Origin of the sequence: Nocardia sp. NBC_01327 (assembly GCF_035958815.1) — a bacterium.
Lineage (GTDB): Bacteria > Actinomycetota > Actinomycetes > Mycobacteriales > Mycobacteriaceae > Nocardia.
Genome location: NZ_CP108383.1, coordinates 3,171,845 through 3,197,802 on the forward strand (window position 1 = coordinate 3,171,845; position 25,958 = coordinate 3,197,802).

24 protein-coding genes are annotated in these 25,958 nt (G+C 66.3%); 21 read left to right on the forward strand and 3 right to left on the reverse strand.

All coding sequences use genetic code 11. From position 1 onward, the window contains the following. The first annotated feature begins 36 nt into the window (after positions 1-36). The 17 genes from OG326_RS14110 to OG326_RS14190 all read left to right on the forward strand — a co-directional run bounded on the left by OG326_RS14110 (position 37) and on the right by OG326_RS14190 (position 16,447). On the forward strand, positions 37-948 hold the full coding sequence (locus OG326_RS14110) for an MlaE family ABC transporter permease (RefSeq protein ID WP_327145080.1): 912 nt from the start codon (positions 37-39) through the stop codon (positions 946-948). Next, positions 949-1,809, forward strand: a complete 861-nt coding sequence (locus OG326_RS14115; RefSeq protein WP_327145081.1) for an ABC transporter permease — start codon at positions 949-951, stop codon at positions 1,807-1,809. Positions 1,810-1,812: 3 nt separating this feature from the next. Next, positions 1,813-2,970, forward strand: coding sequence for an MlaD family protein (locus OG326_RS14120; protein WP_327145082.1), 1,158 nt, complete (start codon positions 1,813-1,815; stop codon positions 2,968-2,970). After that, positions 2,967-3,971 (forward strand): MlaD family protein, encoded by a 1,005-nt coding sequence (locus OG326_RS14125; RefSeq protein WP_327145083.1) that lies wholly within the window; start codon positions 2,967-2,969, stop codon positions 3,969-3,971. The genes OG326_RS14120 and OG326_RS14125 overlap by 4 nt, the downstream gene beginning before the upstream one ends. Then, positions 3,968-5,032, forward strand: a complete 1,065-nt coding sequence (locus tag OG326_RS14130; protein WP_327145084.1) for an MlaD family protein — start codon at positions 3,968-3,970, stop codon at positions 5,030-5,032. Before OG326_RS14125 ends, OG326_RS14130 begins: the two co-directional genes overlap by 4 nt. A gap of 1 nt (position 5,033) precedes the next feature. Next, positions 5,034-6,209 carry an MlaD family protein gene (locus tag OG326_RS14135; RefSeq protein WP_327145085.1) on the forward strand — a complete coding sequence of 392 codons (1,176 nt, stop codon included), beginning with the start codon at positions 5,034-5,036 and terminating at the stop codon, positions 6,207-6,209. A 5-nt stretch (positions 6,210-6,214) separates the two neighbouring features. Next, on the forward strand, positions 6,215-7,369 hold the full coding sequence (locus tag OG326_RS14140) for an MlaD family protein (protein ID WP_327145086.1): 1,155 nt from the start codon (positions 6,215-6,217) through the stop codon (positions 7,367-7,369). Next, the gene (locus OG326_RS14145; RefSeq protein ID WP_327145087.1) at positions 7,366-8,319 is read left to right on the forward strand and encodes an MlaD family protein; all 954 of its coding nucleotides are present in this window, start codon (positions 7,366-7,368) and stop codon (positions 8,317-8,319) included. Before OG326_RS14140 ends, OG326_RS14145 begins: the two co-directional genes overlap by 4 nt. Before the next feature lie 49 nt (positions 8,320-8,368). After that, positions 8,369-9,010: a hypothetical protein gene (locus OG326_RS14150; RefSeq protein ID WP_327145088.1), complete on the forward strand. Its 642-nt coding sequence runs from the start codon at positions 8,369-8,371 to the stop codon at positions 9,008-9,010. A gap of 12 nt (positions 9,011-9,022) precedes the next feature. Next, positions 9,023-9,619, forward strand: a complete 597-nt coding sequence (locus OG326_RS14155; RefSeq protein ID WP_327145089.1) for a hypothetical protein — start codon at positions 9,023-9,025, stop codon at positions 9,617-9,619. A gap of 19 nt (positions 9,620-9,638) precedes the next feature. Next, positions 9,639-10,385: a hypothetical protein gene (locus OG326_RS14160; RefSeq protein ID WP_327145090.1), complete on the forward strand. Its 747-nt coding sequence runs from the start codon at positions 9,639-9,641 to the stop codon at positions 10,383-10,385. 119 nt (positions 10,386-10,504) lie between these two features. Beyond that, the gene (locus OG326_RS14165; RefSeq protein WP_327145091.1) at positions 10,505-11,596 is read left to right on the forward strand and encodes an alpha/beta hydrolase; all 1,092 of its coding nucleotides are present in this window, start codon (positions 10,505-10,507) and stop codon (positions 11,594-11,596) included. A gap of 109 nt (positions 11,597-11,705) precedes the next feature. After that, on the forward strand, positions 11,706-12,653 hold the full coding sequence (locus OG326_RS14170) for an acyl-ACP desaturase (RefSeq protein WP_442790960.1): 948 nt from the start codon (positions 11,706-11,708) through the stop codon (positions 12,651-12,653). Positions 12,654-12,903: 250 nt separating this feature from the next. Beyond that, the gene (locus OG326_RS14175) at positions 12,904-13,212 is read left to right on the forward strand and encodes a hypothetical protein (RefSeq protein ID WP_327145093.1); all 309 of its coding nucleotides are present in this window, start codon (positions 12,904-12,906) and stop codon (positions 13,210-13,212) included. A gap of 43 nt (positions 13,213-13,255) precedes the next feature. Beyond that, positions 13,256-14,941, forward strand: coding sequence for an alpha/beta hydrolase (locus OG326_RS14180; RefSeq protein WP_327145094.1), 1,686 nt, complete (start codon positions 13,256-13,258; stop codon positions 14,939-14,941). Between the two features lie 161 nt (positions 14,942-15,102). Next, positions 15,103-15,897 carry a hypothetical protein gene (locus OG326_RS14185; RefSeq protein ID WP_327145095.1) on the forward strand — a complete coding sequence of 265 codons (795 nt, stop codon included), beginning with the start codon at positions 15,103-15,105 and terminating at the stop codon, positions 15,895-15,897. 88 nt (positions 15,898-15,985) lie between these two features. Beyond that, positions 15,986-16,447, forward strand: coding sequence for a DUF2231 domain-containing protein (locus OG326_RS14190; protein ID WP_327145096.1), 462 nt, complete (start codon positions 15,986-15,988; stop codon positions 16,445-16,447). Between the two features lie 76 nt (positions 16,448-16,523). Here the strand turns inward: OG326_RS14190 and lexA are convergent, their stop codons facing one another. Continuing rightward, positions 16,524-17,225, reverse strand: coding sequence for a transcriptional repressor LexA (gene lexA, locus OG326_RS14195; RefSeq protein WP_327146485.1), 702 nt, complete (start codon positions 17,223-17,225; stop codon positions 16,524-16,526). 301 nt (positions 17,226-17,526) lie between these two features. On the opposite strand from lexA, the gene OG326_RS14200 reads away from it, so the two are divergent. The 3 genes from OG326_RS14200 to nrdR all read left to right on the forward strand — a co-directional run bounded on the left by OG326_RS14200 (position 17,527) and on the right by nrdR (position 20,053). Next, the gene (locus tag OG326_RS14200) at positions 17,527-17,931 is read left to right on the forward strand and encodes a hypothetical protein (protein ID WP_327145097.1); all 405 of its coding nucleotides are present in this window, start codon (positions 17,527-17,529) and stop codon (positions 17,929-17,931) included. Between the two features lie 236 nt (positions 17,932-18,167). Beyond that, entirely contained in the window at positions 18,168-19,481 is a 1,314-nt protein-coding gene (locus tag OG326_RS14205; protein WP_327145098.1) for a hypothetical protein, read from the forward strand. A 95-nt stretch (positions 19,482-19,576) separates the two neighbouring features. Next, positions 19,577-20,053, forward strand: coding sequence for a transcriptional regulator NrdR (gene nrdR, locus OG326_RS14210; RefSeq protein WP_327145099.1), 477 nt, complete (start codon positions 19,577-19,579; stop codon positions 20,051-20,053). Between the two features lie 38 nt (positions 20,054-20,091). Here the strand turns inward: nrdR and hrpA are convergent, their stop codons facing one another. After that, positions 20,092-24,606, reverse strand: a complete 4,515-nt coding sequence (hrpA, locus tag OG326_RS14215; protein WP_327145100.1) for an ATP-dependent RNA helicase HrpA — start codon at positions 24,604-24,606, stop codon at positions 20,092-20,094. Positions 24,607-24,743: 137 nt separating this feature from the next. Here hrpA and OG326_RS14220 point away from each other — a divergent pair, with 137 nt between their 5' ends. Beyond that, positions 24,744-25,385, forward strand: a complete 642-nt coding sequence (locus tag OG326_RS14220; RefSeq protein ID WP_327145101.1) for a Pr6Pr family membrane protein — start codon at positions 24,744-24,746, stop codon at positions 25,383-25,385. Between the two features lie 21 nt (positions 25,386-25,406). On the opposite strand, the gene OG326_RS14225 is transcribed toward OG326_RS14220, so the two are convergent. Beyond that, entirely contained in the window at positions 25,407-25,862 is a 456-nt protein-coding gene (locus tag OG326_RS14225; protein ID WP_327145102.1) for a GNAT family N-acetyltransferase, read from the reverse strand. Positions 25,863-25,958 lie beyond the last annotated feature (96 nt).

Consider the following 25,958-nt stretch of genomic DNA (forward strand, 5'->3'; position numbering starts at 1 on the left):
TACATTGTCTCAGACAGTATGCGGGAGGATTCAGATATGCGACTCGAGGTGGCAGAGCATGCCGACCCGGAATCGGCGCCGGACGAGACCGAGGCCCCGGAACCCACACTGCGGCAACCGGTTCCGCCGATTCTGCGCCCGTTCGTGGGATTGGCGCTGTGGGCCTGGAATACGCTGCTCGGCTCCATCGGCACTTTCGGCCGATTGGTGCTGCTGACCGTCGATTCCCTGTACGGGCTGGTGCGCGATATCGCCAAACTCCAGCACCCGTGGCGCGAAACTCTCACGCAGGCCTGGTTCATGATGAGCGTTTCGGGCTGGCCCGCGATTCTCATCTCGGTCCCGCTCGGTGCGATCATCCAGATTCAGGCCGGATCACTCGCGGCCCAGGTCGGAGCCACCTCACAGGCCGGTGCGGCGGGCGGACTGGGCGTGATTCGGCAAGCGGCCCCGATGATCTCGGGCATTCTCATGGGTGGCGCGGTGGGGGCCGCGGTCGCCGCCGATCTGGGCGCCCGCAAGATTCGCGAGGAGATCGACGCCATTCGGACCCTGGGCATCAATCCGAATCACCGATTGGTCGCCCCGCGGCTGGCCGCCATGTTTCTCGTCGGCCCGCTCATGTGCATTCTTGTGGTCTTCGTCGGCATGTCGACCATCTACATGATGACGCTGGTGCAGGGCGGCGTTCCCGGCGCGTTCTTCAATTCCTTTGCGGCCTTTGCCAGTACCGGCGATCTGCTCATCGCCGTCATCAAGACGGTCATTTTCGGAATCCTCGTCGTCCTGGTCGCGAGCCAGCGCGGTTTCGAGGCCTCCGGCGGCCCCAAGGGCGTGGCCGATTGCGTGAATGCGACCGTCGTGCTCGGCGTCATGATCACCTTCGCCGCGAATGTGCTCATCACCCAATTGCTCACGATCTGGTTTCCGGACAATATGGGGCTCTGAATGGTTCTGCCATCGAAATACCGGGCGCTGGGGGCACGTTCGTTCACCCGCGCGGCCAACAGTCTCGCTCCCATTGTGGGGCTCGGCCACCAATTCGCCTTCGCCTATCACGTATTGCGGGCCGTCCCGCGCACCATCCACCGCTATCGCCGCCAGATCGGTGTCGTCTTCATGGACATCGGCTGGGGCAACGGACGTGTCATCGTCGGCGGCGGGACCGTCGGTGTGGTGGTCTTCATGGGCCTGATGACCGGTGCGGCCATCGGCATCGAGGCCTTCCGGCTCCTGGACATGCTGGGCATGGGCCCGCTCACCGGATTCATCTCCTCCTTCGCGAACACCCGCGAGCTGGCTCCGCTTATCGCCGCCATCGCCTTTGCGGCACAGGCGGGTTGCCGGATCACCGCCGAAATCGGCTCCATGCGAATATCGGAGGAGATCGACGCCCTGGAAGCCACTGCGGTGGAACCGATTCCGTTCGTCGTCACCACCCGCGTCATCGCCGGCGTGCTCATCGTGATCCCGGTGTACCTGGCCTCACTCTCGTGCAGCTACTTCGCGACCGCCTTCTTCATCAAGGTGATCCACGGACAGGCCGGCGGCACCTACGACCACTACTTCCAGGCGTTCCTGAATCCGAAGGACATCTTCCTCTCGCTGTTCAAGGCCATTGTCTTCGTCGTCGTGGTCATCCTGGTGCACTCCTACTACGGCTTCTATGCCTCGGGCGGCCCGGAGGGTGTGGGTGTGGCCTCCGGCCGTGCCATTCGCGCCAGCCTGGTGCTCATCGTCGTGCTGGACCTGATGCTCACCACCGCGCTGTGGGGCATGTTCGTCAGCGATATTCGAATTACGGGATAACCCATGGGAATTGCCAGATATCAGGCCGTCGACGGACGTGGTCCCAAGCCGTGGCAGCTACTGCTCACCGGACTGGTGGGCGGCGCGGTGCTGGCGGTGATCTCGCTGGTCTTCGCGACCTATGTCAAGGGCGGGTTCACACCGGCCTTCACCGTCAATATCGAGGCGGAACAGGTCGGCGAGGGCATTGTCGAGGGCGCCGACGTCAAAATGGACGGCCTGCGCATCGGCCAGGTCAGCAAGGTGGAGAGCCAGGGCGCGCAGCGCCAGTTCGTGCGGCTGTCGGTGAATCCGGAGAACGCGAAGTTCCTGGCCGACAATGTGCAGGCGCGGTTCGTCTCCTCCAATACCCTCGGCATGACGGCGCTCGAGCTGTTCTATCTCGGCGCCCGGGGCACGCCGCTGCACAGCGGTGCGACCATCACGCTGGCCAAGGACTCCATGACGGTCACCGTCACCTCGGTCATCCGCATGGTCGGCGAGCAGCTCGGCAAGATCGATACCGGTCCGATCGGCCGCATCGGCAAGGTGCTCGATTTCGAGGGCAGCGCCGACGGCATCGGCAAGATGATCTCCACCGCCATCGATCTCGGGCGCATGAAGGTCGGTGACGACATCCTGGTCGGGCTCGATCCGCGGCCGGCGCTGCAGGACGGCGCGCGCTTCAGCGACGACCTGGTGCATGTGTCCCGGGGGCTGCTGGAGACCTTCCGGGCGCAGGCGTCGCGCATCAGCTTCCTCACCGATCGGCACGAGGACCTGGAGGGGATCGTCACGCTGATCGGCCAGGTGATCGGTGATGCGATCAAGATCTTCCCGCAGCCGGGTTTCACCCAGGTCGTCGATGCCGTGCTGAGTGTGCTGAAACCGATCAGCGGTGCGGCCGGCGGGCTCACCAGCTTCTATACCCGGCTGCCGCAATTGCTCGACCAGATCGACAAATCCTTTGTCGCCAATCCCGATGGGACGGTCTCGCTCCAGGTGCAACTTTTGCTCGCAGGCCTGCCGTATCTCGGCGGCGATCCCGCGGTCGTCGCGGCCGGGCCGCAGACCGTGCCCGCCGGGCCGTCCGTGCTTCCCGGAATGCCGCAGATACCGGGCCTCCCGATTCCGCCGGGACTGTTCGGCGCACCCGCACCGGCTTCGGGTGGTGATCGATGAAATCCGTTGGTGCAGCGGCAATCCGGTTGATCATCGTCAGCGTGGTCATCGCCGTCATGGGCGCCATGATCTGGACCGCCCTGCAGACCCCGGTCAAGGAACACGTCCGCAGCTACTCCGCGCACATCTCCGATGTGTCGGGCCTGAAAAAGGGTTCGGATGTGCGGATGGCGGGTGTGCAGGTCGGCAAGGTCACCGATATCGCGCTCGACGGCACGGTCGCCTATGTGGAGTTCAGCGTCGCCGAGGGGCAGCAGCTCTACGACAATACCGAAGTCTCCGTGCTGTTTTCGTCGCTCGTCGGCGACCGGTATCTGGCTGTGCAGCAGAAGGTCGCGCCCGGCAACAAGGTTCCGCCCGGCGCCCTGATCCCCCTCGAGCGCACGCACGGATCCTTCGACATCTCGGAGCTTTTCGATGCGGTGCGGCCGATCTTCGACACGCTGTCCGCCGGATCGGTGGACAAGTTCCTGGAGAATCTGCTGCTGGTGGTCTCCGGTGACGGGCGCGGACTGGGTCCGGTCATGGACAGTCTGAACCAGATCATCGCGGTGGCCGCCGATCAGGAGCCGGTGGTGACACTGCTCGCCGACAACTTCTCCGGACTACTCAATCGTTTTCAGGGGCAATCGCCCAAGATCGACGGAATGATCGACCAGCTCCTGGACACGGTCGATCTGCTCTACGGCAAACTCGATTCGCTGAAAAGCCTGATAGACAAGGCGATTCCGGGGCTGAACGCCGCCATGCCGCTGTTCGACCGGCTGGTCGGCATCTACTACGACAACTTCCCCGGCATGGACCGGCTCTACAGCACCCTGCTCGGACCGGACATGGTCGGCTTCATCCGGCAGACGCTGGCCGCGGTGCCGCTGGCGGCACAGACGCTCGACACCCTGGTGCTGGAACCGAAGGCGGGGCAGACCTGGAGCTGCCTGAGCGGGCTGCCCATTCCGAACACGATTCTCATGGGCACGGAGCGCATGGAGGGCTGCAAATGAACCTGTCATCGGCCACCGCGACGCTGCAGCGGCTGCAGACTCGGCGAATCCGCCTCCCGCGCTGGACCGTTCGTAGTGCACAGGCGCAGAACAGGTTCGAGTTCCGGGTCGGAATCCTCGCCATTCTGCTGACCGTCGGTGCGCTGGTCGCCGCGGTCGGCGCATTCGTTATTCCGTTCGGCGAGAACGTGTATCGCGCCGAGTTCAAGAATTCCGGTGATGTGCGGGCCGGTGACGACGTCCGTGTCGCCGGGATCTCGCTGGGCAAGGTCCGCACGGTGACGCTGGTCGGCGATCATGCGGAAATCGCGTTCGGACTCGACAGCAAGGTGCATGTCGGTGTGGATTCGCACGTGGTGGTCAAGCTGCTGACCCCCATCGGCGGGCGCTATCTGTCCGTCGAGCCCGCCGGACCGGACACCGCCTCGGGCAAGATCATTCCGCGCGAGCACACCAGGACGCCCTACGATCTGTCCGCCGCCATGGAGGATGTGACACCCGCGCTGTCCGCACTCGATGTCGGCAAGCTGCGCGACACCATCGGCAAACTGGCCGGCGCCTTCCAGGAGCAGCCGCAGGCGCTCGACGGAATCCTGAACAATGTCAACAGCCTCTCGGCGATCGTGGCGCAGCGCCGCACCGAATTCGCACGCGCCCTGGACGTCTCGAAGGAGTACCTCGAGACGATCATGAACAAGCTGGACCGGCTGCAACTCGCCGGACAGCACGTGCTCGACCTGTACCGGGTGGTGGCGGCGAACCGGGACGGGCTGGTCACGCTGGTCGCACAGATCCGGCGGGCGTTCGACTACATCACCCCGGTGTTCAAGTTCGCCGATCAGCAATTGGGGCCGGTGCTCGATCCGCTCTACGACTCCATGGACAAGGAGGTCGCCGAGCTGGTGCGCAATAAGGACGCGCTGGCGGGCATGAACACCAATCTCGCGCAGCTGCTCGAGTGGTTCGCCAAGAACTCCGACAACCCCTACGTCCGCGTCGACCATTCGGGGGCCACCATCACCGATACACCGCTGTGCCCGCACGGGAAGCCGGGGTGCTGAGATGAGCGTTCGAAATCCATTGCGGGTCTTCCGCGGTCGGGTGATTCCGCGCAGCCGCAAGGGGCGGATACTCGCCATGGTCGGCGCGGTCGCGCTGGTGATGGGGCTGTTCGTGGCCGTCACCGGCAAGCAGTACTACGACAGCACCGAGGCCCCGCTGGCCGTCTGCGCCGAATTCCGGGATGCCGTCGGGCTGTACAAGGGCAATAAGGTGACCATGCTCGGCATCCAGGTGGGCAATGTGGTCGATATCGAACCGCGGGCCGACGGGGTGCTGGTGCGGATGACCGTGGACCGGAAGGTGCGGCTGGCCCAGCAGCTGGGCGCGGTCACCATTGCCAACTCCATTGTCACCGACCGCCGGGTCGAACTCGGACCGGCCTACGGCGGCGGCGGGACATTCGACTACCGGCACTGTATTCCCAAGGAGCGCACCAAGACTCCGGTCGGATTCACCGAAGCCATGCGGGCCGTCGCCAATTTGTCCGAAGACCTGACCGGTAAGCCGCATGATGCGCCGCTGCAGCAGCCGGCCCCGAATGTGCTCGGTGACTCGCTGAAGGAGATCGCGCACCAGGTGCACGACAGTGCGGTGCCGCTCAATGGCGCGATTCGCAATGTGTCCGACATTCTCGGCGACTCCGCGGCGGGCGCCAACTATCTGATGGGTGCGATTCTCAAGGAGTTCCGCAAGATCAGCGAGAATCTCGACCAGGGCGCGGGTGACGGCGAATTCCTGCTCGACGCGACCACCGATGCGCTGAACATCATCACTCGCATCGGTCCCGATCTGGTCGGCATCATCAGCGATATCTCGGTCTGGGTGCCGCCACTGGCCAATCTGCTCGTCTACAAGTGGGGGCGGCTGATCATGGCGGGCCTGGATGGAATCATGCCGGTGATCTTCCGAATCCTCGATCACACAGCGGATTTCGTGAATCTAGCGAAGGAGGTGCCACCCGCGCTGCAGGGCGCGGCGCACCTGTTCGACGAGAATCTGGGCGCGGGGCGGCTGCAGTACGTGCCGCCGAGTTTCCGGATCGATCCGTCGCTGGCCCGGGATATCTGCTCGGTGGCCAAACCCTGGTTCGCACAGTGCAATCACGATTTCGCACCCGGCGAGACCGTGGACCTGGGCCTGGTGCAGCTGCTCATGTCCGCGGCCGGTGGGAGGTGAGGTCCATGACCGGAAAAATTTGGCGCACAGTACTTCTCGGCGTGCTGACGGTGGCCGCGGTGACGAGCTGCGCGGTGCGGCCGCTCGATATGCCGCTGCCGGGCACCCGCTACGGCAAGCCGACCTATCAGGTGCGGGTGGAATTCGGCGATGTGCTGTCGCTGCCGCTCAAGACCAAGGTCGAACTCAATGGCGCGCAGATCGGTGTGGTCGATTCGGTGAGCGTCCGGCCGCGGCCGGACGCGCGCGTGCCGGAACTGCCTGCCGATCAGCAGCCCTACTATCAGCCGACCGCCATCCTGGCCATCGACCGGAATGTGAGGCTGCCCGCCGAGACCAGGGCGGAAATGGCGCAGCAGACGCTGTTCGGCGACACCTTTGTGAAACTGACTATCCCGGAGCGGAATTCGGGACGAATGCTGTCGCAGGGCAGCGTCATTCCGATCACCCAGACCAAACAGGCCACCAGCGTCGAGCAGTACATGACGGCCGTTGTCAGCTGGGTGACCGGCGGCAATGTGCCATTCGTGCAGAGCTTCGTCGGCAGTGTCAATCAGGCGTTCCCGACCGACTCCGGTGATCTGAAGGACTTCATGTCGAAGTTCTCGGTGGCCATTGATCGGATCGGGGCCAGCACCGGACAGTTGAGCGCCATTCTCAACAATGCGACCGCGGCGCTGGACACCTTCCGGCAGGCGGATGATGTGTGGCGCTTCGTCTTCGACCAGGCCCCGGTGCTGCTGGGCGTGGTGCAGAAGGTGCTGCCCGACATCATGTACTTCATCGAATCGCTGCGGGATCTGGCCTCGTACGCCGGCGATATCCTGACCGACAAGACGGACCCCGCGACCACTACCCGTGTGGATCGGATCAACCGCTTCCTCGATGTGTGGACACCGCTGGCGCAGGCCGTGATCGCCACGCCGAACCAGGTGCCGCGCACGCTGAGCGCCATCGACGCGCTGCTGCAGAACAAGATCGTGCCGTTCCTGTCGGCGCGCGGACTGCCGTCCCTCACCATCACCGATATCGCGCCGCAGACGCCGCCGGAGCTGCTCACTGGTGATCCGGTCGCGGACGCGCGCATTGTCGCGGCCAATGAACAGGCCTTCCGTGATCGGGTGAATCCGGTCCTGAAATTGGTGGGGTTGGTGCGATGACCCGCAAGATTCTGGTGTCGGCGCTGGCCATGGTGATCATGGCCGTCGGCGCCTCGGCCTACCTGACCTACGGCGTATTCGGCTTCCGGCCGGGTGCGCGCACCTATTCGCTCTCGGTGCTGCTGCCGACCTCGGGCGGTCTCATGCAGACCTCGCCGGTGACGCTCAACGGCTTACAGGTCGGCAAGGTGGTCGGGCTGGCGAAGGCCGAGGGCGGAGTGCTGGCGAGTTTGTCGGTCAAGGCCGACTATCGCATCGGCATGGACTCGGAGGTGACGGTGGCCAATCTGTCCGCCGTCGGCGAGCAGTACATCAACTTCGCGCCGAAATCGACTCAGGGCCCGTACTTCTCGGACGGCGGGGTGGTTCCGGCCGCCCAGGTGGTGCAACCGCTGACCATTGCGCGCGCCCTCGGAGGCGTGCAGTCGGTGATCGCGCAGATCGATCCGGACGCCATCAATTCGATTCTGCAGGGCGCGGATATCGCGATTCAGGATGTGGGACCGAGCATTCAGAAGCTCGTGGAGTCCGGCAGCATGTTCGCGACCACACTGCGGCAGAACCGCGAACTCATTCAGCGGCTTCTGGGATTTCTGGCGTCGTCGGCCTCGGAATCCTCGGGCGCGAAGCTCACACTGCTGCGCGAGAGCGCCGACCGGCTCGCCCACACCCTGCTGCCGGAGCTGCCGGTACTGCTCGATCAGCTGATCAGCATTACCGAGGAAAGCGGTGGGCGACAGGTGGTTCCGTTCATTCCGCTGGGACAGCGACTCATGAAATATCTGACCGCGCTGATCGGCAAGGGCGGACCGGCGCTGGAGGTGCTGCGGCCGTATCTGCTCGATCCGGTGGAGAACTCGTATGTGGATCTGGGCACAACCATGGACGGGCTACTCGCGGCATTCCCGGACGGGAAGGGGTTCCGCGTGCTGGTGGACATACCGCACTAGGGGCGGCACACGGGACAGGTAACAGCGGCACAGCGAGGAAAGGGTACGGATGGAGACTCGCTGGAAAGTATGGAGTGACAGGGGAATTCCGATTCCACTGCTCGGGCTGGCGGCCGCGCTGCTGGTCATCGCGACCATGGTGGGGGTGATGTCGTACCGGAACTGGGAGCTGTCGGACCGGAACGATTCGCTCGGCGCCACGCTCGCGCAGTATCGGCGCAAGGAGGCCGACTGTACCGCCGCACTCAAGGCCGGAACCGATTTTCTGCTGGCGGCCAATAACTTCGACTATCGCACTCCGGAGGAGTGGACGACCAAAATGGCGGCGCTCACCGCCGGACCCGTGCACGACTACTTCGCCATCGCCAAAGTGGCGCAGGACAATACCGAGTTGATCAAGGCCGGGAAGCTCCGCAAATCCGCGACCGTCGCCGATGCGGCGTGTGCGCAACAGGCCGACCAGGGCGTCAAGGTGGTGGCGCAGATCAATGAGAGTACCGAGAACTTCCAGACCACGGACCCGGTGAAGACGACTTCGGCGGTGTGGGTTGAGGTTTCGCGCGACAGCGGGGGGTGGAAGGCCGTCGACTCCGGGCGCGGCGATCAGGCCCTGCGCAGCGATCTCGCCGCGACACCGGCGCCGGCTACGCCCGGGCCCACCGTCCCGGTCCAGCCCGAACAGCCGCGATAGGAGACATGACGCATGCAGAAGAGAGTGGAGCTGACCAAGCGGCGACTGTTCGTGGCCGTTTCGGCGGCCGCGGTGCTGATCGGCGGAAGCGGTACGGCGTGCGGCTATTTCGCGCTCGCCCGCAGCCACGCCGCCGATACGGTGCGTGCCGACCAGGCGCGGACCGCCGATCGAGAAGCCGCCTCCAAGGCCGGGGCGGACTTCCTCACCACCATGTTCACGGTGAACGACGGCAGCCTCGATCGCTGGGACAGCGCCGTGCTGGCGAGCACCACCGACTCCATGCACGATCAGCTCGGGCAGTGGCGCGCGGTGCTCGACAAGCTCGTCAAGGCGCATCTCGAGATGAACAGCACTGTCAAGGACGTGGGCGTGGTCTCCCAGAACGGGGATGCGGTCACCCTCCTGGCCGTCATCGAATCGACCGGCCGCACCGATCCGGATGCCAAGGAGCCCGGCACCAGCGACAGTTCCGCATTGGTCGATATGCGAAGGCTGGACGGGCACTGGAAGGTCTCCGGCTACGGCCCCGCCGGCGGCCTGCCGCCCGCCCCCGCCGCACCCGCGCCCACCACCGATGCTCCCGCACCCGCCGAGACCCCCCGCTGACCGCGAAAGGCGGAATCCTATGACGACAGAAGAGAAACCCGAGACAACAGCGGTCGACAGCGAGGAACCTGCTGAGGACATCGAGGGCTCGGAGGACACCGCGGTGGAATCGGCCGCGGTACCGGAGCGGGCGGCATCGAGGCTGCGCGGCATTCGGATTCGGGTGGGGGACAGGGTTCGTCTGCCCGTGGTCGTTGCTGCGGCGTCGGCGGTGGTCGTGGTCGCGGCCGGGTTGGGTTTCGGGGCTTGGCATTTCGCGGATGCGCGCAGTGAGCTCCGGCATACCGCGGCGGCCGGTGATGCGAAGTCGGCGGACCGGGATGCGGCGCTGAAGGTCGGCGGGGATTTCTTGGCGACCGCCTATACCGTCGATGGCGTGAACGATAAGGGCATGGCGAAGTGGAACGACGCCATGACCGCCGCCACGACGGATACTCTGAAAGAGCAGGTGCGCCAGACCAAGGCGCTGCTCAGCCTGCTCGCGGAATCGAATGCCAGCATGTCCGGCGCGGTCTCCGATGCGGCGGTGATCAGTCAGAACGACACCCTGATTCGCATGCTCGCCGTGGTCGGGCTGACCGGCCGGGCGCCCGGCCAGAACGATCCGACCACCGGCTCGGTGACCGAGTACGTCGACCTCATGAAGGTCGGCGGACAGTGGAAGGTGTTCGGGTACAAGGATATCGGCGCCAAGACCGGTCCCGGTCAGCCGGATGCGGGACTGCCGGGCCTGCCCGCTGTCCTACCGGCCGCCCCGGCCAAATAGCCGGGGCGAGACGGAGAGTCCGGTTGGGGGCTCTCCGTCTTGGCCTACTGTCTGAGACAGTGTAATCTCGGGTACAAGCCACCACAGCTGCCGGCCCGTGGTTCATCGAGGAGTCGCTGATGCCCGCTCAATCCCACAACGCCGCATTCGACCGTGCGCCGGAATCCGTCACCATCGAACTGCGCCGCCGGGCCAGCCTGCCGCTGCGCATCGCACATCCGCTGTCCTACAACACACTTCGGCGAGGTATCGACGCCCTGGTGTGGCTCGGCGGCAAGCGGCCGCTCCGCGGGCACACCGTGATCTTCGCGCCCGTCGAACTCGCCGATCCGCTCGCGCGGGTGCTCATCCCGCCGCGCGGTACCCAGCGCCGGCCGGTGCGGTTCGAGCACTTCGGGGCCGAATGGGTGTGGCACGCCAATACCGTCGATCCGGAGCGGTTGCGCGATGGCGCCATCCTCTACTTCCACGGCGGCGGATTTGTCGCCTGCGGGCTCAATACCCATCGGCGCATCGTGGCGCGCATTGCCCGGGACAGCGGGATGCCGCTGCTGAATGTCGACTATCGGCAGCTGCCCTGGGCGCATATCACCGACACCATCGAGGATTGCCTCGCCGCGTACCGGCATCTGCTCGCCGAGGGATTCGAGCCCGCGCACATTGTTTTCGCGGGGGACTCCGCCGGTGGTGGGCTGGCATTCACCACCGCATTGGAGGCGCGGAATCGCGGGCTGCCCATACCGGGCGGTATTGCTGCCATCGCGCCGTGGGCGGATCTGGACTCCACCGATAAGATCGCGCACCCGAACAATGGGGTCGATCCCATGCTTTCCGGTGAAGCGCTGGCGATTCCGGCCCTGTGGGGTTTTGCCGTGGACGGGGTCCTGGACCCGCTCTGGTCGCCGGTCAACCGCGACTTCAGCGGTATGCCGCCGGTGCTCATCCAGGTCGGGTCCACCGAGGTGCTGCGCGCCGACGCCGACAAGCTGGCGGAGCGCTGCGCGGCGGCCGGGGTCGAATGCCGAGTGCAGGTGTGGGACAAGGCAATCCACGTCTTCCATGCCGCCGCCGATATCCTGCCCGATGCCCGCGAGGCCATTCGGGAGATCGGCCGCTTCAATCAGCGGATCGGGCACGGTGAGGTGGCCGCCTGGCTCGCACCGCGTCCGCGACTGCGGGATCGGGTCCGGCGTCGTCGCATTGCTGCATAACGGTCGTCTTGTTCCAGGGCCGGGCGGCCGAGTCTCGATCCGGGTAGGCTCGCGGACAACGGATTCGGCCGTCAAATGCAGACAGAGGACCACGCCTGTGGTGAATTCCATGACCCCAGTCGAATTATTGTCCGAGCTCGAGCCGGTTGCGGAAGCAAACCTGAACCGGCACCTATCCCTCGCCAAAACCTGGCATCCGCACGACTATGTGCCCTGGGGCGAGGGCCGCAATTTCGCGGCCATGGGCGGAACCGATTGGAGCCCTGAGCAATCCAGGCTCAGCCCCCTCGCGCGCGCCGCCATGGTCACCAATCTGCTCACCGAGGACAATCTGCCCTCCTATCACCGGCTGATCTCGGAGTCGTTCTCCCGCGACCGCGCCTGGGGCACCTGGGTGGATCGCTGGACCGCCGAGGAGAACCGGCACGGCATTGCCCTCCGTGACTATCTGGTGGTCACCCGCGGCGTGGATCCGGTCGCGCTGGAGCACGCGCGCATGATCTGCGTTTCACAGGGCGTCGACGATCCCACCGGGACGGGTGATCACGCCGTCCTGCACGGCGTCGCCTACGTCACCTTCCAGGAACTGGCCACCCGTGTCTCGCACCGCAATACGGGCCGCGTCTGCGAAGACCCGATCGCCGATCGCATGCTGGCGCGCATCGCCGCCGACGAAAATCTGCATATGGTCTTCTACCGCAATATCTGCGGTGCGGCCCTGGACCTGGTCCCCGATGACGCCATCGAAGCCATCGCCACGGTGATCCGCAATTTCCGCATGCCCGGCGCCGGCATGCCCGACTTCCGCCGCAATAGTGTCCTGCTGGCCAAACACGGTATCTACGACCTACGCCAGCACCTCGACGAGGTGATCATGCCGGTCCTGCGCCAGTGGAACCTGTTCGACCGCACCGACTTCACCGCCCGCGGCGAACAGACGCGCGAGGAACTGGGCGCGCATCTGGACCAACTCGCCAAGGACGTGATCCGCTTCGAGGAGCAGCGCGACCGCTCCCTGGCCCGCGAAGCCGCCCGCCGCGACCGCGAATCCGTCTGACCCACAGCTGGAACCAGCACGAGTGGGCTCCGGTGGTGGCAATACGCCGAGCCCCCACCAAAGCCCACTCGACGAGCGATCCCGACGATCCACCATGTCGGCGCTCATGCTCCGTGAGTACTACGGCGCTGGTGGGCAGCTGGTCGGATGATCCGGCTGTGGATAGCGGGTTGGTTGTCCACAGATTCGGTGTGGGCCGTTCGGGCGGTGTGCGATCGGATTAGGGTTGAGCTCGAGAGAAGGGGAGCTCATGGGGGATATGTTGCGTGCCGACGTGGAGGCGTTGCGGGTTATGGCGGCCGCGGTGCGGGTGGAGGCCGAGACTATTGCGGGGATCGATCCGGTGGATGTGCTCGCGAAAGTCGGCCGGGCCATGCCGAACTCGGCTATCGGTGCGGCGGTGGCCGGGGTGGGGGAGCCGCTGCGGTTCGCATTCGCGGGGATGGCCGAGCGACTGGTCGAGCTAGCCGAGGTGTCCGAGCATGGAGCCCGCGGTTATGCCGAGATCGATGCGGCATTCGAGGGCCGGCTCGACAGTTATCTGCAGGGAAGGCCGTAGGTATTCGCAGGGCGCTGTAGGCAGGAGGGGCCGGGAGGGAGCGTTGTCGAGAGCGACCATGTCACAGGTGCGCGGATGGGATCCGGCGGTGGCCGGGATCGCGAGTGATGCTGTGGTGGAAGGGAATCTGCGCTTCGGCGGGGCCATGCGGGCGGTCGGCCGCCATGTGGATATTGCCGTCTCGGGCTGGCGGGGTGCGGCGGCTGCCGCAGCGGCATTGCATGCATTGAGCTCCCAGCTGACGGCGAATCACATCGGTGCGGCTGTGCTCGATATCGCCGATGCGCTCGCCGACGCCGCGGCACTGGCGGGAGTGTGTGCGACCGTGCGCGATATCGACAATGAGGCCGCGGCCAATGGATGTGTGATCGCCGATGACGGGACGGTCGCGGCGCCGCACGCCGATACCGGCAATGCCGCATTGGATCTCGCACTGCAGGCCTGCTTCGAGGCGAAAGCACTGGCCTTGCAGGCACGGCTGCTGCCGCTGCTCGACTGTGCCGGAGCGACCGATCAGTCGATCGGGCAGCGACTCACCGCTGCCGTCGAGGCGCTGGCGGCATTGCACGCCGCGCCGCAGGGCGGGGCGATGAGTGCGCGGGTGGCCGCCGTGCTGGACGGTAATGCCTTCCTGCCCGACGATCCGAAAGCCCTGCGCGCGCTGTGGGAGTCGCTCACACCGGCGGATCAGGACGCGCTGGCCGCCTTCGACCCCGCGATCGGCAATCGGGACGGCATTCCGGCAGTAGCCAGGGACTGCTACAACCGGAGGGATCTCGCACGCTTGCGCGCGGCCGCGCAATCGGACCTGCGCGGCCTGGACGCCCAGCATCCGGACTGGGCGCGCCGGGAGCACCTGCCCGACACGCCACATGACTGGATCGCGCTGCACCGCTGGGAGGCCGAACGCGAGCAGATCCGTACGCAGTTGGTCGCATACACGGCCGCCACGGCTGCGGCGGACAGCTCCGGGCGCTATCTGCTCAGTGTCGACGGTGACGGTCACGGGGCGATCGCCCTCAATAATCCGGACGCCGCGAGCAATATCGCCACGTTTGTCCCCGGCACCGGCGCGGCGCTCGACGGCATCGCCACCGGAACGGGTCGTGCGCGCGCCCTGCTGGCCGCTGCGACCAAGGCCGACCGCTCGGCGCGCACATCCGTCATTGCCTGGTACGGCTACGAATCGCCGCCCGGACTGGGAAACGCGCTCTCGGATCGGTACGCCGACGAGGGCGCTGTGGCCCTGGACCGTTTCGAATCGGGCCTACGCGCCACCCATGGGGGCGTGCCCGCCGACCTCACCGTGGTCGGGCACAGCTACGGCACCACGCTCATGGGAATTGCTGCCGGTCATGGCAATTCACTCGCGGCAGACAATCTGATCTTCGTGGGCAGTCCGGGTGTGGACGTGCACGATGTCTCCGAACTGAGACTGGACGGCATCGCCGTGAAACACAATCACGAGCACGTGTACGCCACCGCGGACCCGGCCGACCCGGTGTCGTTCTATGCGCGCTGGATCCACGGCGCCGATCCGGTCGATCCGGATTTCGGTGCGACGGTCTTCCCCTCCGCGGGCGCGACCCTGAATCTGCTCCTGCTGCATGCGCTGCCCTACGGCTCGCTGCTGCCCTTCGATCCGTGGGCGCACGGCAATTACTGGGGAAACGGAAATCCCGGTCTGGACACCCAGGGCGAGATCATCACCGGGCGCTATCGGCCCTGATATTCGGCGACTCGATCGACGGCCGCCAGGGGTGCGCATATGGGTTGCGGATGCATAGCGGAAGTGCGGGTCAGGGCCTATCTGGCCAGGTGACCAACTGGATTTGAAACGGTTGGGTTCATGCTAGGGTTCCCGGAAGTATGGCGGGAAAGCGGGGATAAATGCGCACCGAGGACATCAACAGGAAGTTCAAACTGCATGACGAGCGCCGGGCCGCGGCGCAGCTTCCGGATCAATTGCAGGGGCTCGATGTTGTCGGATTTGTCAGAACCGATGAGTTCCCTGTGAAGTTGCTGAGTGCGTTCGGAGAGTTCGCGAGCGCTGCCGTGCCGCCGCATACGCGCATTTATCGCAATGCGCAGCCCAATCGCATCGACGCCTGGTTGCTGGATCTGCTGCGCCAGGCTCGGATCGGTGATCGCTTCTTCCTGCGGACCGGTCTCGAATACTTCCCGTGGGCCGATTGCCGGGTGCTCGACCACCGCTGGCTGGAGTCCCTGCGCCGCGTGATCGGCCCCAATCAGGGCTTCATCGCCGCGGACAAGGACTCGGTGGCCATGACTATTGGCGCCCAGTACGAAATGCTCGGCTTCGCGAGCCCGACACCGCCCGCGACCATGGCCGATCCGGTGCCTGCCGAAGACCCCGCGCTCGGGCTCACCGAGGTCATCGCCTCGGCGCGGCCCGAGACCTCCGCTCCCGCGCACCTGATCGATCAGGTGCAGCTCCCGGACAGCGCGCGACTGAATGAACCTGCGCCGCACAGTGAGCCGGGTGTGGTGGACGATCACGCTCAGCAGAGCGATGCGGCGACGACGGTCATCAGGCGTTCGGCCCCCGACCGGCCGATCGATGCCGAAGCCACCGTGCTCATGACCCGGGTGCCGCCGTCGACGCCGCCGGTCGGCCCGGAGAACGGTCCCGGCGGCAGCCCGGCGCGCAGCGAACAGCTGTAGTACCCCGCGTCGAATATCGGCGCACCGCCGAACCTCCGGTGCTCCCCATACGTGTCCTGACTAACAACGGACCGAATCGGGGAGTCGAATGTCGACAATCAGTGGGTTGCCCGCACACGTACTGCTGGTGCACGCCATTGTCGTTCTTGTGCCATTGACGGCGGTGCTGCTCATCGTCTGCGCCCTGTGGCCCGCCGCGCGTCGCCGGTGGATCTGGCCGGCGGTCGGCCTGGCGGTGCTGGTCGTCGCGCTGACCCCGGTGACCACCGAGGCGGGGGAGTGGCTGCAGCGCCGGCTGGGTTCGACACCGGCCATCGATCATCATGCCGACCTCGGCCGGGAAATGCTGTATTTTGTTGCGCCGCTGCTCATTCCGGCCGCACTGCTGGCCTGGGCGCAGGTGCTGGAGGGCCGGGGAAAGTCACTCGGCCGAATGGTGAAGGTGCTGATCGCGGTGATCGCGCTGGCGGCGGGGGCCGCGGCGCTGCTGCAGACTTATCGCGTCGGAGATTCCGGAGCGCATGCGGTCTGGGGCGGTACGGCCACGTAGTTCGCGGCTCGGAGTGAGTGTCGTGACCCGGCGCCCGGTCTGCGGGCGGGCGCCGGGCCACGGCAGTCCGGCACGGTCAGATCTTGCGAATGACCGTGACGACCTTGCCGAGAATCTGGGCGTCATTGCCCGGAATCGGCTCGAACAGGGGGTTGTGCGGCATCAGCAGCACCTGGGAACCGGTGCGCTTGAAGGTCTTGACGGTGGCCTCGCCGTCGATCATGGCGGCCACGATATCGCCGTTCTCGGCCACATTCTGCTGCCGGACGACCACCCAGTCGCCATCGCAGATGGCGGCGTCGATCATGGACTGGCCCACGACCTTCAGCAGGAACAGCGAACCGTCGCCGACCAGTTCGCGCGGCAGCGGGAAGATGTCCTCCACCGCCTGCTCGGCCAGGATCGGACCACCGGCGGCGATGCGGCCCAGTACCGGGACGAAGATGGGCACCGGGCGATCGCCCGAACTCTCGACCTCCGCCGGGACCGAACGGAGCTGCGGCGCACCGGCTGCGGCGCGCATGACCGTTTCGTCCAGCCCGCGGACATCGACCGCGCGCGGGCGGTTCGGATCGCGGCGCAGGTAGCCCTTGCGTTCCAGCGCACGTAGCTGATGCGCCACCGAGGAGGTGGAGGTGAGGCCTACGGCATCACCGATCTCCCGGATGCTGGGCGGATACCCGCGGTCGCTGACCGAGCTCCGGATGACATCCAGCACTCGGCGCTGGCGGGCCGTGAGATCCGCCCCCTGGCTGGATGTCTCGGTGCCGTCCCCGATTTGGTCGGCCGGACCGTTGTCACCCTCCACAGCGCTGTGTTCGCTCACCGCCGCAGTCCTCCGTTCACTGCTGTGTCTCACCGGAATTCGTCCCCGGGCGCTGTTTGCCGAACGTCCGGGAAGCTCGTGACTGACTGTAGTCCGAGACTCCGGACTGATCAAACATCTGTTCGACGCATGTCGCGCAAATACGCGACATTGTCGGTCGGGCGTGGTAGAAATTCGAACATCAGTTCTTCGAACACATGAGCGAGTCAACTGTCCAGAGTTATCCGGCAAGCCCAGCATGGAGGATTCTTCGATGCGCACTGTGACCAGCGATTTCGACACTCGTGCAAGCGATTTCGGCTTCAGCAGCATCCCGTGGGAGCTGCACGCCGACCGTGCCCCCGCCCCCGTCTCGCACGCCCTCTGGCGCCCCGCGGCCGACCGGCAGCCGTGCCGGGCGCGCCTGCAGCCCGTACCGCGCGAGCGCGCGCGTGCCGGGCGGGCGCACATCGTGGCGCGCCGCGCCGGGCGCGCTCGTGGCGCGCACCCGATCACTCGCGTGCAGCGCGCGCAGATCGGTTTCGCGGCGCTCGCGGTGACCGCCCTGATGACGGCGCTGGCCGTCGCCGGTCTGATTGCGCTGGCGCAGTTGCGATCCGGAGATTTCGGTTCGCAGACCACCTCGGTGGTCCAGGTCGCGCCCGCCCCGCCCCGCTGATCGTTAGCGCGTCGGTGGCCACAGTGCGGTGGCGCGGGGAAGCGTCACGGCTCGAAGCTTCCGATATGCGGTTCGCCTGGCGATAGCCGGGCATTCGAGTAGGGATGGTCGGCCACGGGGATGGCCGAAAAAGTAGATTGAAAACTGAAACGCGTTGCTACGGTGCCCGAGATGTGACAGAGGCTACATTCGCGCCGGCCCCGAACGGACCGGCGTGTATTGCACAAGGGGGCGCAATGGCGCAGGGCACCGGCGGCACGCGGCAGTGCGCGAGCAGGCCACTCCCGCGAGGCGCGGGCCGACCGTACGCGCGTGGTGCGGCCAGGCCGTACCGCGGCCAGGGACTGATTCGACTGGCCGGACTGCTGACCTGCCTGGTGCTGGGATTGGTCTCGGTACCGGCGGCACACGCCGAATCCACCTACGCCGCCTACCTGGATCTGCCGTCGGTCAATGGCGACGGTTCCGCGGGTGGCGGCCTGAATCCGGCCTTACCGCTGGACCCGGCACACTTGCGCACCGCGTTGGACGACGCGCGGGCGGCGGGTGTGGCGCCGCGGCACTACGCCACACTGCTGCACCAGTATTGGCTGACCGTCGCCACCCAGAATGCCGATATCGATCTGGCCGCCTGGGATCCGGCGCGCGGTGTGGCGGCGAACTCGCCCACCTTCATCCAGGTGTACGTGAACTATCTGCGGCTCAATAATCAGCACCCGGATTTCTACTGGACCGGGCTGGCCGGGCTCGCGGGCGGATCGTTCGCCTCGGGCTTCTTCGATATGGGCGATGTCGCGAATATCGTCAGTGTTCCGGGCATTCACCAGGTGGGCGGTGCGGTCGCCGATCTGCTGCGCGGTACGCCCGCCGATCTGCTGAATCTGCTGCCCGCCGATATCAAGGCGCTGGGCACCGAGGGGGAGCGGCTCACCGCCGACGATCTGACCTGGTACCAGACCCGCCTGATGATCATGCAGAAGCACATCTTCATCGATCAGGTGCCCATGCACGAGGCATATGTCGCCGACGGCCTGGCCGGGGTCGAGGAGATGTACCGGGCCGGCGTGCTCGATGACAATGCCGTCACCGCATGGCGTCAGCTCGACGGCGGCACGCCGGCGGGACTGGCCGATGCCGCCTATCGCATGACCGACCGGGAGCAGAACCAGATCATCGCCGACCAGTGGGATGCCACCTCCTCCGGGCGCGGCGTCATGGGACGGGTCATGACCTACGTGAGCACCGTCGCCGGTAAAGCCGCCGTTCCCGGCGTGCGGGCCCCGGGTGTGTTCGCGCCCACCACCCTCACCGCGGGCACCATGTCGCTGCGCACTCCGCTGCCGAATTTCAACTGGGCCGACCGCGACACGCGGTGGAACTACATAACGAATGATCTACTGCCGCGCTACCTGGAGCTTTCCGCTAATCAGGCCATCGCGAGACCGGTGCTAGCGGAGCCCTTTTCGGACAAATTGGCCGAAGGAAGGCTCGTGCGGCGACTGCCGGATCTGCTCGGAGATCTGACCGCCGAGTGGCAGTTGACCACCTGATCCGGGCCGCCCACCCGGGCGGACGCACGCCGATCGCCGCAGTCCGGGTATCCTCGAGATTGCTGAGGAGCCCAGGCCCCGACGAAGGATCACGGATGCATTGCCCGTACTGTCGCCACCCCGATTCCCGGGTGGTCGACTCGCGTGAAGCCGAGGAAGGCAGCGCCATCAGGAGGCGTCGTGCCTGTCCTGAGTGTGGGCGACGGTTCAGCACGGTGGAAACCGCGATTCTCTCGGTGGTCAAGCGCAGCGGCGTGAGCGAGTCGTTCAGCCGCGAGAAGGTCATTCGCGGTGTGCGCCGCGCGTGCCAGGGCCGCGAGGTCGACGACGACGCCCTCAACCTGCTCGCGCAGCAGGTGGAGGATGCGGTACGCGCCAAGGGCGCTCCCGAGGTGCCCAGCCACGAGGTCGGTCTCGCCATCCTCGGCCCGCTGCGTGATCTCGACGAAGTCGCCTACCTGCGCTTCGCCTCGGTCTACCGATCCTTCAGCTCCGCCGAGGATTTCGAGCAGGAGATCGCCTCACTGCGCAAGCACCGCGCCGAACACGCGGTGGGCGTCGCAGCCGAATAGCTGGTTCGCCCCTGCCTGATTCACCCCTGCCCGCGCGATCAGCGTTTGGCAGGGGGCTTGCGGGCGGCCTCGATCGCCTTCTCGATGCGCTTGGCGGACACCGCGTATGGCGTGCCGAGCTGCTGAGCGAAGAGGCTGACGCGCAATTCCTCGATCATCCACCAGATTTCGGTGATGTCGCGGCCGGTGCGGCGGCCCTCGGGCAGCAGTTCGAGCAGGCGATCGTAGGCGGCGTGCACGCGATCGAGTTCGGCCATGCCCGCGCGGTCGCGATTGGCCGAGGCGGGCAGGGCTTCCAGGCGCAGTTTTGCCGCTTCGAGATAGCGCGGCAGTTCGCGCAATCGCACACCGCCCCATTCGGAGACGAAGCCGCGGAAGACGAGATCGTCGAGCTGGTGCGTGACGTCCTGCACGGCTTCCCGATCGCGGGAATCGGCGAGGGCGGCACGCACCCGATGCGCTTCGGCGAGCACGGGCACCACCAATCGCACGATCTGCACGACGGCAGTGGTGAAGTTGGGTCGCACTTTCTCCACGAGCGCCTTGAACTGCTCCGGACTGCGCACCGGTCCACCCGAACCCGCAATGAGCTGATCTGCGGCACAGGCGCGGCAGTCCTCGATCAGCGCGTCGAGCGAACCGTACGGATTCTGGCTCAGCGCAAGGCGATCGGCGGGCGGCAGCCCGGCGGTGACCGCACGTGCCGAACTGGGCAGCGCATGGAGCAGCAGGGTGCGGGTGCCGGTGCGCATGGCCGCGGCCTGCTGGGCCGGTGAGCTCAGCACCCGGACCGCGACGCCGTCGCCCTCGGGAACCAGTGCGGGATAACCGGTAATGGTCTGCCCGCCGACCTGCCTGCGCACCGTCGGCTCCAGCGTGCCGAGCGATTCCGAGGTCCACACCGCGGCCGGTGCGCGCTCGGCGGCGGCGGTCGCGCGTGCCACCGTCTTCGAGACCTGGGTCGCGAGACGGGATTTCAGCTCGGCCAGGTTCTTGCTGCGATCGATCAGCGTGCCGGCGGCATCCGTCGCGGCGAAGGTCATACGCAGGTGATCGGGCAGTGCGACCGGGTCGATATCGGCGGGTGCGATGGTGACCGAACCCAGGCGCGACAGCTCCCGCACCAGGGCGGTGCGCAGCGGTTCCGCGCGCGGAGTCAGCTGTGCCAGTGCGGCTTTCGCGAAATCGGGCGCCGGAACGACGGCGCGCCGCAGCTGCTTGGGCAGCGTCTTGATGAGTGCGGTGGCCAGCTCCTCGCGCATACCGGGCACCAGCCAGTCGAAGCCGACGGCCCGCACATGCGCCAGCTGCGCGATCGGAATGTGCACGGTGACACCGTCATCGGCATTGCCGGGCTCGAATTGATAGGTGAGCGGGAAGATCAGCTCACCCTGCCGCCAGCTGTCCGGGAACGCGGTCGGATCCAGCAGCGCCGCATCCTCGTTCACGACGGTGGAGGCCGTGAAGTTCAGCAGCGTCGGATCCTGCCGCTGCGCCTTGCGCCACCAGCTGTCGAAGTGCCGCACCGACACCACATCGGCGGGAATGCGGCCGTCGTAGAAGTCGAACAGCACCTGATCGTCGACGAGGATGTCGCGCCGGCGCACCCGATGCTCGAGATCGGCCACATCGTCGAGCAATTCGCGATTGCGCTCGAAGAATTCGTGCCGGGTCTGCCATTCGCCCTGCACCAGCGCATGCCGGATGAACAGCTCGCGCGACAGCTCGGGATCGATGCGCCCGAAATCCACCCGCCGCTGCGTGACCAGCGGAATCCCGTACAGCGTGACCCGCTCGTACGCCAGGGCCGCACCGCGCTTGGAGGACCAATGCGGTTCGGAGTAGGTGCGTTTCACCAGATCCCCGGCGAGCCGCTCGGCCCACTCCGGTTCGATGCGCGCAGCCGTCCGTCCCCACAGCCGCGAGGTCTCCACCAGCTCGGCCGCCATCACCCAGCGCGGCGCCTTCTTGGCCAGCGAGGACCCCGGGAAGATCATGAATTTGGCATTGCGCGCGCCCAGGAATTCCCGGCTCTCGGCCTCCCGCACACCGATATGCGACAGCATCCCCGCCAGCAGTGCCTGATGAATCGACAGCGAATCCCACGGCAACGCCTCATCGGCCGTCGCCGCCAGCGCAGCAAGCCGCGCAGCCGAATCGGCTCCGCCGGACGCACTCCCACCGGATTGCCCACGCCCACCGCGTACGGCCTTGCCCGCTGCGGAGGTGCCGCCACTCCCGGAGGTGCTGCGCATAGCTGAGCCCCCGCCGGACGTCGCGTTGCCGCTGAACGTGGCAGTGCTGCCGGACGTGGCAGTGCTGCCCGACGTGGATTTCGAGCCCGTGCCCTGGGTGGAAGCCGCAGCGCCCCTACCGGAGTCACCGGAATTCCGCGCGGCACTTCTCCCTGCTGCGCTCGTATTTCCGCCGCTGTCCTTGCCTGAGGCGGCGACGTCTCCGCTAATGCTGCTTCCGGAGTCGGCAGTGGTGCGACCGGTGGCGACTCGGCTCGAGGTCTCTGTTCCGGCGGGCCGGCCGGATGAGGTTGAGCTGTCGGCTCTTTCGCCGCCGCGTCGGTTTCTGCCGCGGCCGCGCGAATTGCCGCGACCGTCGGAGCGGCCCGATTCGGAATCGGTTTCGGCGGTGTCGTTGTCGGACGACCCCGAGTCGGTCGACCAGCCGAGGCTGCGGGTGATCGTGCGGAGCTGGCCGTGCAGGTCCTGCCATTCGCGTATGCGCAGGTAGTGCAGGAATTCGTCGCGGCACATGCGCCGGAACTGGTTGGAGGACAGCGATTGCCGCTGCTCGCCCAGGTAGTCCCAGAGTTTGAGGTAGGCGAGGAAGTCGGAGCCGTCGACGTGGAAGCGGGCGTGCTTGGTATCGGCGGCCTGCTGGAATTCCACCGGCCGCTCGCGCACATCCTGAATCGACAGCGCCGCAACGATGATCAGCACCTCGGCCAGGCAGCCGGTGCGGTTCGCCTCCACCAGCATGCGCGCCATGCGCGGATCCACCGGCAGCTGCGACATTTCCCGGCCGATAGGCGTGAGAGTCAGTCCGGCATCGGGGATTTCGGAGCGATCGGCGTCCTCGCTCCGCCGAGCCAGCGCGCCGAGCTCCTCGAGCAGCGAGATGCCGTCGCGAATGGCGCGATTGTCCGGGGCCTCCACGAACGGGAAGCTCTCGATATCGCCCAGCCCCAGCGCGGTCATCTGCAGAATGACGGCGGCGAGATTGGTGCGCAGAATCTCGGGTTCGGTGAACTGCGGCCGTGATTCGAAGTCGTCCTCGGAATACAGCCGGATGGCGATTCCGTCGGCCACGCGGCCACAGCGCCCGGAGCGCTGCCGCGCCGACGCCTGCGAGATCGGTTCGATGGGCAGCCGCTGCACCTTGGTGCGCAGCGAGTACCGGGAAATGCGCGCGGTGCCGGGGTCCACCACATAGCGAATGCCGGGCACCGTCAGCGAGGTCTCGGCGACATTGGTGGCCAGCACCACCCGGCGACCGGCGTGGTTGCTGAAGACCTTGTGCTGCTCGGCCGCGGAGAGCCGCGCGTACAGCGGGAGGATCTCGGTGCGCGGCAGTTTCATATCCCGCAGCGTGTCGGCGGTATCGCGGATTTCGCGCTCACCGGACAGGAAGACCAGGATGTCGCCGTCGCCCTCGTCGAGCAGTTCGCGCACCGCATCGCCGATGGCATCGGTGGGATCGCGATCGACGACCCGGGTGTCCTCGTCATCGGGATCATCGGAGGTGAGCGGAACCTCCAGCGCCAGTGGCTGATACCGGATCTCCACGGGGAACGAGCGCCCCGAGACCTCGACAATCGGTGCCGGAGTGCCCTTCTCGTCACTGAAGTGCCGGGCGAACAGCTCCGGATCGATGGTGGCCGAGGTGATGATGAGCTTCAGATCCGGCCGCTTGGGCAGCAGCTGCTTGAGATAGCCCATCAGGAAATCGATATTGAGACTGCGTTCGTGCGCCTCGTCGATAATGATGGTGTCGTAGCGGCGCAGTAGCCGGTCCCGCTGGATCTCGGCGAGCAGAATACCGTCGGTCATGAGCTTGACCAGGGTCCGATCCGAGGCCTGATCGGTGAATCGGACGGTGTAGCCGACCACATCGCCCAGTTCGCCGCCCAGCTCCTCGGCAATGCGCTCGGCCACCGTGCGCGCGGCGATGCGCCGCGGCTGGGTGTGCCCGATGGTGCCGCGAATGCCGCGCCCCAGCTCCAGGCAGATCTTGGGTAGCTGGGTGGTCTTACCGGAGCCGGTCTCGCCGGCCACGATCACCACCTGGTTCTCGGCGATGGCCTTCGAGATGTCCTCGCGGCGCGCGGAGACCGGTAGCTGCTCCGGATATCTGATGGCGGGTAGCGCGGCGCGACGGGTGTCGACGCGCCGCTGGGCGGCGTCGATTTCGGCTTCGAGTGCGCTGAGGTCGCCGCCGCGGACCTGGTCGAGGCGCCGACGTAAACGATATTCGTCGCGGATCGAGAGGTCGGCCAGGCGGGAACGAAGCTCGCGAACGGTGGCGGCAGTCCTGGTCATTGCACCGTCAAGCCTAGCGAAGTCATTGCGCGGCCGGTCGGGGCGGTGGCGCAGATCGCTCGAGAGTGAGTTGCCTGAAGTGTGCTGTATCGGCGTATCGTCCGCGTTTCGGCGTGCTCCCGTGCGAATATCAGGCCATGAACAGCACTGCCGGAACGCCCGCGTGGATTCGAGCGCTGCGCATTGCCTTCGGTGTTTTCGGCATCGTCGCGCTGGTGTGGATCCCGATCGAGAACATCGGCGTCGCGGGGTACTCCGAAGCCAACTACTTCAGCTACTTCACCATCCAGTCCAATATCGTGGGCGTGGTGGTGCTGCTGGTGGGCGGACTGCGTGCGCCGATCAGCCGGGGCTGGCAGCTGTTCCGCGGCGCGGGCACCCTCTACCTGGTCATCACCGGGATCATCTACGCGCTGCTGCTGTCGAATATCGATGTCCAGCTGGGCGAGCACTGGACCAATCCCGCACTGCACCGGGTCATGCCCATTGTCGTGCTGGCGGATTGGCTACTGGTTCCCGCCGCGATCAAGCTGAGCGCGCGGCTCATCGGCATCTGGCTGATCTACCCGGTGCTCTACGGGGTGTACACGCTGGTCCGCGGCCCGATCGTGGACTGGTATCCCTACCCCTTCATCGATCCGCGGCATCAGGGCTACCTCGAAATGTCGTGGAAGCTGGTGCTGATGGTGATCTTCTTCGCGATCTTGGCCGCCGCCGTGGTCGCGCTGAACGGTTTCCTCGCGCGCTTCTGGCGCGAAAGCCGTACGCACACGTCTTGATCCAGCTCGGCGTGATCCCGCTCAGAGCTCCCGGGTCATGAACACGCTGTGCGGATCATCGGTGTACTCCGCGAACGGTCCGCACAGCGCGAATCCGTGCCGCTCGTACAGCCGGACCGCGGGCGAATAGAACTCCGAGGACCCGGTCTCCAGGCTCAGCCGCGTATATCCGCGCTCGCGCGCCACGCCGAGAATGTGCTCCAGCAGCAGCGTCGCCACCCCGTGACCGCGCCAGGCCTCGACCATGCGCATGGATTTGATCTCGCCGTGCATCGGATCGAGCTCCTTCACCGCCCCGCAGCCCGCGATATCGTCGCCCTCCCACACCGACCAGAGTGTGATCTCGGGCTTGCGCAGCGCGTCCACATCGAGCGCGTGCATGCTGTCCTCGGGGGAGTTGTCCAGCATTTCGGCCACATGGGTCTGCAGCAGTTCGATCACCTCGGCACCGGACAGATCGTCCACCACAATGCGCATATCTTCAGGCTATCGATGCCGTTCGGCCGGTTGCCAGAGTGGTCTGCGCCCTGTGGTTCCCGGCCGGTCGGAGCCCGGAAATCACTGGTCGGCGCC

Bases quoted from the DNA above. Each gene is read 5' to 3' on its own strand.
- OG326_RS14145 (WP_327145087.1), top strand. From the start codon at position 7,366: ATGACCCGCAAGATTCTGGTGTCGGCGCTGGCCATGGTGATCATGGCC.
- OG326_RS14220 (WP_327145101.1), top strand. From the start codon at position 24,744: ATGAACAGCACTGCCGGAACGCCCGCGTGGATTCGAGCGCTGCGCATT.
- OG326_RS14125 (WP_327145083.1), top strand. From the start codon at position 2,967: ATGAAATCCGTTGGTGCAGCGGCAATCCGGTTGATCATCGTCAGCGTG.
- OG326_RS14205 (WP_327145098.1), top strand. From the start codon at position 18,168: ATGGCGCAGGGCACCGGCGGCACGCGGCAGTGCGCGAGCAGGCCACTC.
- OG326_RS14155 (WP_327145089.1), top strand. From the start codon at position 9,023: ATGCAGAAGAGAGTGGAGCTGACCAAGCGGCGACTGTTCGTGGCCGTT.
- OG326_RS14135 (WP_327145085.1), top strand. From the start codon at position 5,034: ATGAGCGTTCGAAATCCATTGCGGGTCTTCCGCGGTCGGGTGATTCCG.
- OG326_RS14115 (WP_327145081.1), top strand. From the start codon at position 949: ATGGTTCTGCCATCGAAATACCGGGCGCTGGGGGCACGTTCGTTCACC.
- OG326_RS14165 (WP_327145091.1), top strand. From the start codon at position 10,505: ATGCCCGCTCAATCCCACAACGCCGCATTCGACCGTGCGCCGGAATCC.
- OG326_RS14160 (WP_327145090.1), top strand. From the start codon at position 9,639: ATGACGACAGAAGAGAAACCCGAGACAACAGCGGTCGACAGCGAGGAA.
- hrpA (WP_327145100.1), bottom strand. From the start codon at position 24,606: ATGACCAGGACTGCCGCCACCGTTCGCGAGCTTCGTTCCCGCCTGGCC.
- OG326_RS14130 (WP_327145084.1), top strand. From the start codon at position 3,968: ATGAACCTGTCATCGGCCACCGCGACGCTGCAGCGGCTGCAGACTCGG.
- OG326_RS14190 (WP_327145096.1), top strand. From the start codon at position 15,986: ATGTCGACAATCAGTGGGTTGCCCGCACACGTACTGCTGGTGCACGCC.
- OG326_RS14110 (WP_327145080.1), top strand. From the start codon at position 37: ATGCGACTCGAGGTGGCAGAGCATGCCGACCCGGAATCGGCGCCGGAC.
- OG326_RS14200 (WP_327145097.1), top strand. From the start codon at position 17,527: ATGCGCACTGTGACCAGCGATTTCGACACTCGTGCAAGCGATTTCGGC.
- OG326_RS14120 (WP_327145082.1), top strand. From the start codon at position 1,813: ATGGGAATTGCCAGATATCAGGCCGTCGACGGACGTGGTCCCAAGCCG.
- nrdR (WP_327145099.1), top strand. From the start codon at position 19,577: ATGCATTGCCCGTACTGTCGCCACCCCGATTCCCGGGTGGTCGACTCG.
- OG326_RS14170 (WP_442790960.1), top strand. From the start codon at position 11,706: ATGACCCCAGTCGAATTATTGTCCGAGCTCGAGCCGGTTGCGGAAGCA.
- OG326_RS14185 (WP_327145095.1), top strand. From the start codon at position 15,103: ATGCGCACCGAGGACATCAACAGGAAGTTCAAACTGCATGACGAGCGC.
- OG326_RS14225 (WP_327145102.1), bottom strand. From the start codon at position 25,862: ATGCGCATTGTGGTGGACGATCTGTCCGGTGCCGAGGTGATCGAACTG.
- OG326_RS14140 (WP_327145086.1), top strand. From the start codon at position 6,215: ATGACCGGAAAAATTTGGCGCACAGTACTTCTCGGCGTGCTGACGGTG.
- OG326_RS14175 (WP_327145093.1), top strand. From the start codon at position 12,904: ATGGGGGATATGTTGCGTGCCGACGTGGAGGCGTTGCGGGTTATGGCG.
- OG326_RS14150 (WP_327145088.1), top strand. From the start codon at position 8,369: ATGGAGACTCGCTGGAAAGTATGGAGTGACAGGGGAATTCCGATTCCA.